Here is a 12,718-nt window from a genome sequence, read left to right as displayed (position 1 = left end):
ATCAAATACTACATTTTGTAAATAAAAAATGTGACAAGCATTCTTTACACTTATCACATCTTATTATTTTATTTTTTTGTAAAATATCCTATAAATTCAAGTTTCTTTATACTTTCAGGTAAGTATTCTGAAGCCTCAATTTCTGTTTTTTTCCCATCCATTGTCGTTCTATAAATAGGTGTTTTTGATAATTCTTTCAAAATTTCTGATTCTGGTTTTGGTTCTGATAAAATATCAGCAACTATTACATCAACATCGTTTAAATCACTTATAATTTCATTTCTAGAATTTGCTATTCCAACTATATTGACTCCTTCTCCGACAATAAGAGTTCTCAAATAATTTCTAAATGTTTCTGGTATATAAACTTTGTTTTCTTCATAAAGCACAGTTTCATTTTCAGAACAATAAAATTTTATTTTACCATTAATCATACTGTTCAAAATAAATTTTCTCAAGTTTGCAATAATTTCTTTTTCTTTATTTTCTTCACTTTTATCTTGTGTTTTTAAATTTTTCCATATTGTCATTCCATCTTGAACTCTAAAACTTTTATTAGGGTTTTTTACTAATTCTAACATAATAGCTTTTATATTTTCTTCATTTATTGTTTCCAATTCTCCTTCTGAATATTTTAATGTGAAAAAGAATGAATCTAATATCTCGTTTGGAAAACTTTCAGTAAAATTAAGTTTTTCCGCTTGGCTTTTTTTACAAATTAAAGATCTTCTAAATTTAGTATCAAGTATATAGTCAAGACATTGCTCTTTTATAACATGATCTCCTTGTGAAAGTTGTTGCAGTTTTTGGACTGTACTATCATTATAAACACTTGCGATTGAGAGTCTTAACGCAACATCTGATATATATTCCAAATTTTCTTTTCTTACTAAATCCACAAATTCATGTAAATACATTGGCTTGTTAAAATCTTCAAGATATTCATGAGCCACATAATAATCTTGCATATTTAGAATTTCTTCAATTTGTCTAATAAAATCTCCTTTTTTTTCAGAGATGTCGTTATAACTTTTCATCTGATCTGCTACAATTGAAATAAATGCTTTTCCACGTTGATTTTTATCTCCAAGTGCAACTTCTGGAAAATATTTATTTGCATAAAGCATCATTTCACGTATTTTATCAGGTTCTTTCCATCCAGGATATGTATTGTAAGAAATATATGCAATTCCTTCTTCTGTAAGATTTTCATTACATATTTTCAGAATTTTTTCCTTTACATTTTCAGGAACCCAAGAAAATACACCATGAACAATGATATAATCAAATTTCCCAAACTCTTCATTTATGTCTAAAATGTTTTTTTCAATTAATTTTACATTTTTCAAACCAATTTTTTCAATTACTTCATTTCCTTTTTTTACTTGTTCTGCTGTCAAATCAATACCAATATATTCAGATTCTGGATTATAAAGTGCTTGTGTTATAATATTTCCACCAAATGATGATCCTAATTCCAAAACCCTCGCTTTTCTTGAATCTTTTGGCGTCAATCCATATAAACGTCCATATGCTTCTAGTAACGCTGGAATAGTATAATTAAATGGATTAGATTTGTAAAGCAGTTCGTTATATGTATTTTTATTTTCCATAATTTTTACAATAAGAATAATTTGAGGTACAGTTTTCTATTTCTGTTTTTCAAACCATTTTCTTATTATCTCTCCTTTCAATATTTATTATTTAATTTTTTTATTTCAATATATTTAATATTCATATTATGTTTACTCAAAAACATTTGTTCGAATTCTGTTTTAATATTCTCATTTACTTTCTCTGAATTATGTAAATCACGTGTATGGTAAACAATTTCATAATTTTCAAGTGTTTTTACTAATTCCAAAACATCCTCATAATACTTTTCGTGATCTGTTTTAAAAAATAACTTTCCGTCTATTTTTAAAATAACATCTAATTTAGAAAATAATTCCTCATTTATAACTCTTTTTTTCTCTTCACCTTCCCAAGGATCAGGGAAATTAATATATACACCCGAAATTTCATTTTTACCAACAAAATCTAGTATCGTTTCTCCTCTTTTTCTGACAAAAAGAATATTTTTTAACTTTCTTTTTTTAGACTTTTTTGCTCCAAGAACAAGCCGTTTAAATCGTAATTCTAATGCAATATAGTTTCTATCTTTAAATTTCTCTGCATTCTGTACAGTAAAATTACCACTTCCACAGCCAATTTCAAGATAAATATCATTATTATTTCCAAAAAATTCATTCCATTTTCCACAATATTTATCTACATCTGTATTATTGTACATCAAATACTCAGGAAATTCAAGCATTTCACACATATATTTGTTATAATTTTTTTTTGGCTTTTCAAAAAAATATTTCCAAATTTCCTGTTCATTTATAATTTTGCTTTTTTCTGCATTTATTTTTTTGAATTCATCATTTACTTTTTTTATATTTTCTCTCTTTTTCTTTTCAGCTTCTGTTATTTCAATTTTTTGTCCATTTTTTCCTATAACTTTAATTTTATTTTCCATTTTTTAATTACTTTCCTTAAACTTTTATTTTTATAATTTTTAAATTTTTTTTTGCAATTTAACTAATATATTTCGTTCAATATTTTATCAATTTCATTATTTTTTTCAAAAAACTCTCTTGTGTCAATATTTTCAGATTTTTTCAAATATTCAATAATTTCATCTTTATTTTTTACAATTCCCACAAATCCTAGTTCTTTGGCGTCTTTTACTATTTCTTCTATATTCTGAAAATATTCACCAATAATTGGCTTTTTCCCATAATACAACGGCTCTAGAATAGAATGCCCTCCAATGTCAACAAGTGTCCCGCCAACAAAAACAAAATCTGCTAGCTGATAAAAATCTGTCAAGACTCCCATTTTATCAACTACAATTATTTTTTTCCAATCTTGAGTTTTAAAATTTATTTTTTCTTTTTCAATTTGTGTAATTAATGAATAATCATCTTTTGAAAACTTTTCTAAAATAATATTCTCAATTTCGCCAAGTCTCTCCAGATGTCTAGGAACTAGCACTAATTGATATTCATTATCAATATTTATCATCTTAAAGACCTCGAGCCAGATTTTTTCCTCATTAGGACGCGTACTTCCACACACGATTACTTTCTTATTTTTATCTATAATTGTATCCAAATAATATTTTTTCTGTTCGTTAGAAATTTTATTATATTTAATTGAATATTTTAAATTCTTGTAAACTTTAATTTTATTTTTATCAATTCCCAGCCTTTCATATCTTTCCTTGTCTGGAATACTTTGGACCATTATTTTCGTAGCACAATTTAATGTTTTTCTTATAAGCCATCCAAATTTTAAATACGACTTCAATTTCTTTTCAGTCAGCCTTCCATTTACGATAAATAATTGACCATTTTTTTGAGCGAAATAATACAAATTTGGCCAAATTTCAGTTTCCACAACTATTGTTTTTTCTATTTTATATTTTTTATAAATTTTTTTCATTGCAAAAAAATCATCAAGTGGAAAATAAAATATTTTTACATTTTTATCTTCAGAATATATTTTACTAACTGCAGAAAATCCAGTATCCGTCATAACAGAAAGTATCACCTTTTGATTTTTCTCACCTTTCCTGGCTTGTAATATTTTTTCAATTAATTCTTTTGATAAATTAAATTCTCCAACTGATGAGAAATGAACAAGTATTGCTTTTTCATTATTGTTTAGGAAATTGTTATTTTCCATTTTCTGAAACAGACGTGTTTTAAAAAAATTTAATAGTTTTTTATTGAAAATTGATAAAATCATTATTATAAAATATAACAAAACTCTTAATAAATTATATAAAATCATATTTTTCCTATCTGTAAATTTTATATTTTATGCAAAAAGACTATCTCTTAATGATTTTTCATTTAGAAATAGCCTTTCCATTAGTTTGTGAAGTAAAAATTATTTTCCTTCTGCTACGCTGTCAGCTAATTTTTTACCTACTTTAAACTTAACAACTTTTTTTGCAGGTATTTTAATTTCTTTTTTAGTTTGTGGGTTAATTCCTGTTCTTGCTGCTCTTTTCTTTACTTCAAATGTTCCCCATCCAACAAATTGAACTGAATCTCCTTTTAATAAAGTTTTTTCAACTGTTTCTAAAAATTGGTTTACCAATTCTTCAGATCTTTTTTTAGTTTCTCCAGTTGCTTTTGCGTAAGCATCTACAAATTCTTTTTTTGACATATTAATCAAACCTCCAATTTTTTTCTTCTTGCAAATTACTAGACTATTATACACTATTTTAAATATTTGTCTAGTGTTTTTTTTAAAATTTTTCATTTTTTTCTATTTTTTTACATTTCTATGGATTTTCTAATTTAAAAAAAATACAAATTATGCTAATTTTTATACTTAAAAAAATTATATATATGGATAAAATAAGTTTTTGTTTTTGAATTAAATTTATATTATCGTATAATAATTTTTATAAAAATACAAATTAAGTATTCGAATAATTAATTTTCTAAACTTATTTACTTAAAATATAATTTAAAACTAAAAATTGATGTTATTTTTTAACTTCAATACTGTTAATTTTTTTTCTTACTATATTCAAAATTTCATTTTTTACTTCCTCAATATTTTTAGAAGTTGTATCCACTTCAATTGCGTTATCCGCCTTTTTTAATGGACTTTCTTTTCTTGTAGAGTCAATTTCGTCCCTTTTCAAAATATTTTCATAAATTTCTTCAATTCTAACATTTTCGCCTTTTGCAACAAGTTCCTTGTATCGTCTATTTGATCTTTCCTTCGCATCTGCCACCAAAAATATTTTTACATCTGCATTTGGAAAAACAACTGTCCCAATATCGCGTCCATCCAGAATAACATTTTTTGATTCTGAAAATTTTCTCTGTAAATCCACCATTTTCTCACGAACCTCACGTATCACCGCAATATCAGATACATTTTCCGAAACAACAGGCTTTCTAATTTCCTCACTCACATCAATATCATCCAGATAAAAGCCATTTTCCTTAATGTCAATGTTCAAATTATCCAGCATTTTTATAATTTTGTCTAAATTACCCAAAATCCCATCATTTAAAGCCTTTAACGTAACAAGCCTATACATTGCCCCTGTATCAAGATAAACAAGTCCCAGATCCTCTGCAATCAATTTTGCGATGGTACTTTTTCCGCTTCCAGCAGGACCATCAATAGCAATTATCATATTTTCCTACTTTCTATTTTATTATTTTTATTCCATTTTCTATTTTTACATTTTAATTATTTTAAAATTGAAAATTTTGACTATTTCACAAAAATAACGAGATTTTTCAACTTTAAATCAATTAGTTTTTATATTTAAAAACAAGTGACACCCAGTTATTTTTTTCTTTTCTGTCAATTTGTTCTAAATTATAATTCTCAGCCTTTTTCACAAATGTCTCTTCTTTTTCGCTCAAAATTCCAGAAAAAATAACAGTTGCACCTTTTTCTAGAGTTTTTTCTATATCTTCAAGCAATTTTTCCAAAACATCCACCAAAATATTTGACACAACTAAATCATATTTTTCACTGACATCATCTACCAAATTTCCAATTATCACTTCAAAATTATCATTTATATCATTTTTAGAAAAATTTTCCAAAACCACATCTCGAACTTTTTCATCAATATCAATTCCAACAACTTTGTTCACACCTAATTTTTTCCCAATTAACATTAAAATACCTGAGCCACACCCTATATCCAGTAATTTCTTTTTACTTTTGCAATATTTTTCCAAAAACTCCACACACAAAGATGTCGTTTCATGTGTACCTGTCCCAAAAGCAAGACCTGGATCAATTTCAATTACAATTTCATTATTTTCTGGTTCATACTTATCCCAACTTGGTTTTATAACAATATTGTCAGTTATGTTTACAGTGTGAAAATATTTTTTCCACTCATCTTGCCAGTCTTCGTCATTACATTTAGCTGTATAAATTTCATACATAAACTCTGCATCTGAGTTCTGAAATTCGTTTAAATTATTAAAAATAATATTTAATTTTGTATTTGCAAATCTATTGTCAACAATGTATCCAATAATACTCCAAACCTCATTTTTTAGAGAGAAATTAGCATTATAATCAAGTACATTTTCAGAAAAATAATCAATAACTTCTATCTGTTTAATTCCAATTTCATCAAACATATTTACTAATTTTGTCTTCGTTTCTTCTAAATTATCTGAAAAATAATCTACTTTTACTTTTATCCATTTCATTTTTTTATTTTCCTTTTTTATATTTCGTCATATCCCATATTTAAACGTTTAATTGATACTGCCTTGCCAGTCTTTTCATTTACTTCCAGTTCAATACCATTAATTCTTAAATTTTCTTCACATACAGAGTATCTTGTTGGCATTCCATCCTTAAATCTTTGTATACTTTCCCTTCTATTCATTCCTAGAATACCATCATGTCCTCCAGTCATCCCTATATCTGAAATATAGGCAGTTCCTCCAGGTAAAATTCTCTCATCTGCTGTCTGTGTATGTGTGTGTGTTCCGTACACTGCCGACACTTTTCCAGACAAATTCCAACCCATTGCCTGCTTTTCTGAAGTAGCTTCTCCATGAAAATCAAGAATAATGATATCCGTTTCTTCCTTAATCTTTGGTAAAACTTCCTCTACTGCCAAAAATGGGCAAGCAATCGGAGGCATGAATACTTTGCATTGTGCATTTATAACTGCCACTTTCACTCCATTTTTTTGAACAATTGTATAACCGTTTCCTGGTGCTTCCTTCGTATAATTTATTGGTCTAATCAGATTTTTTTGCTCATTGATATAAGCGTAAATTTCCCTTTTATCCCAGCTATGATTTCCAAGAGTGATAACATCTGCTCCTCGCTCAAACATTTCCTTTGCAATCTTTACATTTATTCCAAATCCACCAGCTGAATTTTCTCCATTTACAATGATAAAGTCATAATTTTGTCTTCGTTTTTCCAAGTATTTAAACAATGTAGTTCTGCCTGGTTTACCGACAATATCACCAATTATTAAAAATTTCATGTAAAATCATCCCTTTGCGTCTCAAATTTATCTAATATTTATTATACTACATATTATCATTTTTTTATAGTTTTTCTTAATTTATTTTTTCTATATTTTAATTTTTCAATTTTAAGCTTATTTTATTATAAAAAGAGCCCCCCAGAATAAAAATTATCTCAAAGATATTTTTAACGGATAAGCTCTCTTTTTAATTAGTTTTTATTTATTTTGCATATTCTACAGCTCTAGTTTCTCTAATAACCGTAACTTTTATCTGTCCTGGATATTGCATCTTTTCTTCAATTTCTTTTGCTACATCTCTAGCAAGTATCGTAGCTTTATCATCATCAATATTATCTGGATGAACAATTAATCTTAGTTCCCTACCAGCCTGAATCGCATACGAACTTTCAATTCCTTCATGGCTATTAGCAATTTCTTCTAATTGTTCCAGACGTTTTAAATAATTTGATAATGTTTCACGTCTTGCTCCTGGTCTTGATGCTGAAATAGAATCGGCTGCTTGTACTAACACAGCTTCTATGCTTAACTGCTCAACTTCATTATGGTGAGCTTCTACAGCATTTATTACAATTTCACTTTCTTTTGAAAATTTTCTTAAAAACTCTCCACCGTTTAAGGCGTGAGAGCCTTCCTGCTCGTGTGAAAAAGCTTTTCCAATATCATGCAGTAATGCTGCTCTTTTGGCTATATCTACATTTGCTCCTATTTCTGCTGCAAGAGCTGCCGCTATATGTGCAACTTCTATTGAATGCTGTAAAATATTTTGCCCAAAAGATGTTCTGAATTTTAAACGCCCAAATACTTTTAATACTTCCCGTGGCAATGTTGGAATTCCAACTTCAAGAATTGCCTGTTCTGCTGCATCCAATATGCTTTCATCTACTTCATGCTGTGCTTTTGCTACAACTTCCTCTATTTTTGTTGGGTGAATACGTCCATCTGAAATCAGTTTTTCAAGTGCGATTCTTGCAACTTCTCTTCTAACACCATCAAATGATGATAAAACAACTGCTTCAGGTGTATCATCAATTATTAAGTCAACTCCTGTTGCTGCTTCTATGGCTCTAATATTTCGCCCTTCACGCCCAATGATTCTACCTTTCATTTCCTCACTTGGAAGTTGAATAACAGAAATTGTTGAATCAACCACATAATCCGATGCTGCCTTACCAATTGCAGTAGAAATAATTCTTTTAGAAATTCTATCTTTTTCTCTATCAAGATTATATTCATAGTCTCTTATTAATACAGCTTTATCATGATCCAGCTCATTTTCAAGTTTAGTTAAAATGATTTTTCTAGCATCTTCCTGAGTAAGTTCAGAAATTCTTTCAAGTTCTTTTTCTTCATTTGCAATCATTTCGTCTAATTCTTTTTCTTTGCGAGATAATTTTTCACGATATTTTTCTGCTTTTGCTTCTTTCTCTTCTAGACGTTCCATTTTCGTTTCTAATGTTTCTTCTTTTTTTGCAATTCTTTCTTCTTTTGTAGCAAGTTCTGATTTCATTTTTTTTATCTCGTCATCTGCTATTTTTTTCTCATTTAATAATTCTTCTTTTACCTTTAATGTTTCTTCTTTCCTAAACGATTCAATTTCTCTTTCAACTTCTTTTTTTGATGTCTCAAGTCTTCTTTTAGCATCAATGATTTTTAATTCCAGTTCGCTTAGTTCTCCATATTTTTTCTTAAATATTGAACTTCCAAAAAAATAAGCTATAAAAAAAGTCAAAAAAGAAAAAATAACAATCAACAGAATAGTTATTGATATGTGCATTTTTCTCCCTTCTTATTTTTTTTCAGCTACATTTGAAATCTTCCAAGTATTACCATCTGTTTTCTTCCAAGTTAATTTATAATAATTACTTTCTGTTGCAAAATTAATTACCATTAGGCTATTTGCCTTATTATTTGATACGACATTTACATCAGAAAAAACAAATGTCAATCCCGAAAGATCGTATTCTTGCATTTTTTTTACAATAATATTATTTTTAAATGTAGGTAAAAAAATTTCTTTTAATTTATCATATTCATTTAAGCTGGCAGCTTCTTTCAAATCTTCAGTAACTTTCATTATCTCAGTACTAATAACATTTGTTTCTGCACGAGACATTTTGTTAGTAGAAGCAGTTAAACTAGTACAGCTTGTAAGAATTAACAAAATAAATAGACATAAATATTTTTTCATATTTTCCTCCAAAAACTTCGTCATTTAATTTTATCACAATTTTTCCACATATTCAAGTTAGAAAAAATAAAATTTTTGCTTTTTTTCGCTTTATTTTTTCTTATTTCTCCATCTATTATGCTGCCACATATACTGCTCTGGATATTCTCTAATGATTTCTTCAAATTCATGGTAAATTTTTTGCATATTATACTGCATTGTTTCCTTCAATTTTGCTTGTTTTTCAATTTCAATAATTTTTTTATTCTTGACATGAATTACATCTCCATCAAATATAGCATAAGCTAATACTATGGGTATCTTATGTTTAATTGAAAGTAACACAGGTCCTGCTACACCAGTCGTTTCTCTTCCAAAAAAAGTTACATTCACATCTTTTCCATAGTGATCTGAAGCCAGTGCAATGATCGATTTTTCATTTATTGCACTTCTTAGTGCATCACTATCATGTAATGGTAATGAATTAAGCCCTCCTTTTTCACGCCATTTGGTCATCAAATCATTGATTTTTCTATTTTTCTGATTTCTAAATACTGCATAAAACTTTCTAATATTTCTCATCTTACTTCCAGCTTCAAATCCACCTAAGTGAAGTGACACTATTAATACAGCCTTTTCATTATTCTCACAAGCCTGTTTCATAATCTCATCATTTTCCACAACTGTATTGCCATTCTGTGTAATTTCCTCCAAAAAAATGGAAGTCATAATCATTTTTCCCATTGTTTTATAGGATTCTTTCGCAATTCTTTCTATTTCTTTCTCATTTTTTTCAGGAAAAGCATTTTTTATATTATCTATAGCAAGTAATCGTCGTTTTTTTATAGCATAATAGGCAATTATTCCAAAATTTTCAAAAATTTTATATCTCATTTTAAGAGAAAAAATTGACAAAACTTTTTTTAATAAAACAACAAAAAATCCTGTTATTTTCTCACTTACTTTATATTCCATTTTATTTTTAAACTCCTTAAAATTTATTTTTAAAAAAAGAGCATACATAAAATACGCTCTTTTATCTTAATTACTATTTTCTAATTCCTAGTTTTCCGATTAATTCTCTGTAATCGTCTACGTTTCTATTTTTAATGTAGTTTAATAATCTTCTTCTTTTACCAACCATTTTTAATAATCCTACTCTTGAGTGTACATCTTTAGGATGTGTTTTCAAGTGAGCTGTTAAATGGTTGATTCTGTCTGTAATCAATGCTACTTGGACTTCAGCAGATCCTGTATCTTGTGCGTTCTTACCGAATGCTTCAATAATTTCTTTTTTTGGTTTTAATGCCATTGTATTTCCTCCTAATAATTATTATTTAAACCAAGAATATAGCGGCAAACTTATATTCATAGTATAAATTCAAGTGTTATTCTATCACATATTTCTTTTTTTGTAAAGAATTTATTTTGCAAAACTAGCTGTTAATGAATCAAAATCTACAGGTAACTCAAGAGTTTCCTCAACTTTTTCATTATTTATTTTTACATTAAATGGAAATCCTGTAACATTAAATCCTCTTGCAATTGCACCACTTTCATCATAATATATTGGGAATGTATATTGATTATTTTTTACATAAGTTTGAACCTTTCCAAGGCTTGATTGATTATTTGTGAACACGACTACAACATTTACTTTATCTTTATTTGCATCATAAAATTTTTGTACTTCTGGCATTTCTTCTTTACAATGAGGACACCATTCAGCCGCTACAATGAATAATGTTTTTTTACCATTATTCAGTATTTTTCCACTATCAATTGTTTTACCATTTAAGTCCTTTAATTCAAAATTAGGTACTTTTCCTTTTCCATCCACATCAATACTAAATTCCTTTGAACTTCCACAAGATACTACAAATAGTAGAAGCAAAGACATCATTACAATTATTTTTTTCATTTTTTCTCCTTAATTTATTTTTTGTTGTTCAAAACAACATTTTACTATACAAGTATACACTATATTTATTAGAATTTCCTATAATTTACCTAAGCTAAAAGATAATATTGAAATAACTTCTGAATCTATTTTTTAATTTGTTAAATAAGCATCAAAAATTTCTCCAATATCATAGCCATTTTCCTTTGCAACTTTGAAATAGAATTTTGATTTCTGCTTGTTCTTTTTGTTATAATAATAAACTCCCAAATTATAAAAAGCTGTCGTATTAAGCTTTGCAGCAGCTTTTAAATTCAAAATTCTTACCATTTTATCAGTTTCAGGATAGTAAAGACTTAAATCAACCATTGAATAATCATCACCGCTATTTGCAAGTCTTTCAAGTATTTTTTTTGCTTCTTTACTTTGTTTTATTCCTACTTCTTCAGCTTTTGCAGGATTCTTACTTGTTTCCATATCTTCCAAGATATAAGCAAGTTTATAACCTGCAGAAATTGAACCCAGCGAATATGCCTTATTGTAAATATTTCTAGCTTTTTTTATTTCCTTTTGAGTTTCGTATAAACGTCCCAGATAGTTCATTGAATCAATGTCGTTTTTATTTGCAGCTCTCTGGTAAAATTCTTCGGCTTTTGTAAAATCTTTTAAATTTTCATAAATAAATCCTTTATACCCTAAAATAAGAACTTCATCAGAATTTGTATCATCTAGTATTTTTAATGCCAGATCATAGTTCTTTTCGCCTTTTACAAGCCTAGATGCTAGCTCAAATGCTGCTAAATAATATTTATTTTGTGAAAATACCTGATTATAAATTTGTACTGCTTCTTCTTCCTTATCGTCATTTTCCAAAAGTTTTGCTTTTGCATAAAGTGCTGGTGAATAATTTTCAGACAGAAAATCTTTTAGGATGTCGTATGCTTTTTCAGGATTTGAAACTTTTTCTAAAACTAATGTTCCTAATTCCTTTTTTTCTTCGGTCGAAATCGTTCCCTCATTTAACTTTTTATTTAATTCTTCTATACGCTTATAAAAATTCATCATATTTTTATTATATTCATAAGAATAAAGAGCATAAATTTCTCCAGCATCTTTACCTTTTTTTAAATATTCCTGTGCTTTTGTAAACTCCAGTTTATTTTCGTAAATATTTCCAATCATATAATACGCTTTTATATTCCCCTGCTTTGTTGCACTTTCAAGTAAATCTAGAATTTGAGTCTCATCTCCGTTAGTCTGCTGCAATAAAAGTGCCTGATAATATTCGGCAATCCCTTTGCTTTTTTTCATATATCTATTAAAAAACATTGTTCCATTTTCAGCAAGATAAGTGTAGGCAAGTCCGTAAATATCTTCATTTCCTAATTTTGCTGATTCATTCATATTTTTCATTATATGTTCGTAGTCTTTTTTTTCTAAAATTCCAATAAGACTTTTTTCAAGTGCATCATAACCTGTATCAGTTTTTGAGCAAGATACTGAAAACAATAACACAAATAATATATTTATCCATTTTTTCATATTTTTATCACATTTCCTATTCGTTTAAAAATTGTTTCCCCCGCTT

13 protein-coding genes are annotated in these 12,718 nt (G+C 27.6%); all 13 read right to left on the bottom strand.

Annotation, left to right across the window (positions count from 1 at the left end):
- Positions 1-68 precede the first annotated feature (68 nt).
- The 13 genes from QU666_RS04890 to QU666_RS04830 all read right to left on the bottom strand — a co-directional run bounded on the left by QU666_RS04890 (position 69) and on the right by QU666_RS04830 (position 12,672).
- The gene (locus QU666_RS04890; RefSeq protein WP_021770319.1) at positions 69-1,613 is read right to left on the bottom strand and encodes a methyltransferase regulatory domain-containing protein; all 1,545 of its coding nucleotides are present in this window, start codon (positions 1,611-1,613) and stop codon (positions 69-71) included.
- A gap of 77 nt (positions 1,614-1,690) precedes the next feature.
- Positions 1,691-2,524 (bottom strand): tRNA (guanosine(46)-N7)-methyltransferase TrmB, encoded by an 834-nt coding sequence (gene trmB / locus QU666_RS04885; RefSeq protein ID WP_021770318.1) that lies wholly within the window; start codon positions 2,522-2,524, stop codon positions 1,691-1,693.
- A 62-nt stretch (positions 2,525-2,586) separates the two neighbouring features.
- Positions 2,587-3,735, bottom strand: a complete 1,149-nt coding sequence (locus tag QU666_RS04880) for a 3-deoxy-D-manno-octulosonic acid transferase (protein WP_232218491.1) — start codon at positions 3,733-3,735, stop codon at positions 2,587-2,589.
- Positions 3,736-3,942: 207 nt separating this feature from the next.
- Complete coding sequence (locus QU666_RS04875; RefSeq protein WP_036072076.1) at positions 3,943-4,224, bottom strand: HU family DNA-binding protein; 282 nt, start codon at positions 4,222-4,224, stop codon at positions 3,943-3,945.
- A gap of 325 nt (positions 4,225-4,549) precedes the next feature.
- Positions 4,550-5,215, bottom strand: a complete 666-nt coding sequence (cmk, locus tag QU666_RS04870) for a (d)CMP kinase (protein ID WP_021769404.1) — start codon at positions 5,213-5,215, stop codon at positions 4,550-4,552.
- A gap of 121 nt (positions 5,216-5,336) precedes the next feature.
- Complete coding sequence (prmA, locus tag QU666_RS04865; RefSeq protein ID WP_021769403.1) at positions 5,337-6,260, bottom strand: 50S ribosomal protein L11 methyltransferase; 924 nt, start codon at positions 6,258-6,260, stop codon at positions 5,337-5,339.
- Between the two features lie 17 nt (positions 6,261-6,277).
- The gene (locus tag QU666_RS04860) at positions 6,278-7,057 is read right to left on the bottom strand and encodes a TIGR00282 family metallophosphoesterase (protein ID WP_021769402.1); all 780 of its coding nucleotides are present in this window, start codon (positions 7,055-7,057) and stop codon (positions 6,278-6,280) included.
- Positions 7,058-7,262: 205 nt separating this feature from the next.
- Positions 7,263-8,837, bottom strand: coding sequence for a ribonuclease Y (rny, locus tag QU666_RS04855; RefSeq protein ID WP_021769401.1), 1,575 nt, complete (start codon positions 8,835-8,837; stop codon positions 7,263-7,265).
- A 12-nt stretch (positions 8,838-8,849) separates the two neighbouring features.
- Positions 8,850-9,251 (bottom strand): hypothetical protein, encoded by a 402-nt coding sequence (locus QU666_RS04850; protein WP_036071057.1) that lies wholly within the window; start codon positions 9,249-9,251, stop codon positions 8,850-8,852.
- Between the two features lie 90 nt (positions 9,252-9,341).
- Positions 9,342-10,205, bottom strand: a complete 864-nt coding sequence (locus tag QU666_RS04845) for a lysophospholipid acyltransferase family protein (protein WP_036071063.1) — start codon at positions 10,203-10,205, stop codon at positions 9,342-9,344.
- Positions 10,206-10,278: 73 nt separating this feature from the next.
- Entirely contained in the window at positions 10,279-10,542 is a 264-nt protein-coding gene (gene rpsO, locus QU666_RS04840; RefSeq protein ID WP_021769398.1) for a 30S ribosomal protein S15, read from the bottom strand.
- A 111-nt stretch (positions 10,543-10,653) separates the two neighbouring features.
- Positions 10,654-11,151 (bottom strand): TlpA disulfide reductase family protein, encoded by a 498-nt coding sequence (locus QU666_RS04835; RefSeq protein ID WP_021769397.1) that lies wholly within the window; start codon positions 11,149-11,151, stop codon positions 10,654-10,656.
- A gap of 132 nt (positions 11,152-11,283) precedes the next feature.
- Complete coding sequence (locus QU666_RS04830) at positions 11,284-12,672, bottom strand: tetratricopeptide repeat protein (protein WP_021769396.1); 1,389 nt, start codon at positions 12,670-12,672, stop codon at positions 11,284-11,286.
- Between the last annotated feature and the right edge of the window lie 46 nt (positions 12,673-12,718).

It is taken from the genome of Leptotrichia sp. HMT-225, from assembly GCF_030644325.1.
GTDB classification, from domain to species: domain Bacteria; phylum Fusobacteriota; class Fusobacteriia; order Fusobacteriales; family Leptotrichiaceae; genus Leptotrichia; species Leptotrichia massiliensis.
This window is presented reverse-complemented; position numbering and strand designations above follow the sequence as displayed.

Excerpts from the sequence above, each read along its gene's own strand:
- QU666_RS04890 (WP_021770319.1), bottom strand. The coding sequence starts at position 1,613 with ATGGAAAATAAAAATACATATAACGAACTGCTTTACAAATCTAATCCA.
- trmB (WP_021770318.1), bottom strand. The coding sequence starts at position 2,524 with ATGGAAAATAAAATTAAAGTTATAGGAAAAAATGGACAAAAAATTGAA.
- QU666_RS04880 (WP_232218491.1), bottom strand. The coding sequence starts at position 3,735 with ATGGAAAATAACAATTTCCTAAACAATAATGAAAAAGCAATACTTGTT.
- QU666_RS04875 (WP_036072076.1), bottom strand. The coding sequence starts at position 4,224 with ATGTCAAAAAAAGAATTTGTAGATGCTTACGCAAAAGCAACTGGAGAA.
- cmk (WP_021769404.1), bottom strand. The coding sequence starts at position 5,215 with ATGATAATTGCTATTGATGGTCCTGCTGGAAGCGGAAAAAGTACCATC.
- prmA (WP_021769403.1), bottom strand. The coding sequence starts at position 6,260 with ATGAAATGGATAAAAGTAAAAGTAGATTATTTTTCAGATAATTTAGAA.
- QU666_RS04860 (WP_021769402.1), bottom strand. The coding sequence starts at position 7,057 with ATGAAATTTTTAATAATTGGTGATATTGTCGGTAAACCAGGCAGAACT.
- rny (WP_021769401.1), bottom strand. The coding sequence starts at position 8,837 with ATGCACATATCAATAACTATTCTGTTGATTGTTATTTTTTCTTTTTTG.
- QU666_RS04850 (WP_036071057.1), bottom strand. The coding sequence starts at position 9,251 with ATGAAAAAATATTTATGTCTATTTATTTTGTTAATTCTTACAAGCTGT.
- QU666_RS04845 (WP_036071063.1), bottom strand. The coding sequence starts at position 10,205 with ATGGAATATAAAGTAAGTGAGAAAATAACAGGATTTTTTGTTGTTTTA.
- rpsO (WP_021769398.1), bottom strand. The coding sequence starts at position 10,542 with ATGGCATTAAAACCAAAAAAAGAAATTATTGAAGCATTCGGTAAGAAC.
- QU666_RS04835 (WP_021769397.1), bottom strand. The coding sequence starts at position 11,151 with ATGAAAAAAATAATTGTAATGATGTCTTTGCTTCTACTATTTGTAGTA.
- QU666_RS04830 (WP_021769396.1), bottom strand. The coding sequence starts at position 12,672 with ATGAAAAAATGGATAAATATATTATTTGTGTTATTGTTTTCAGTATCT.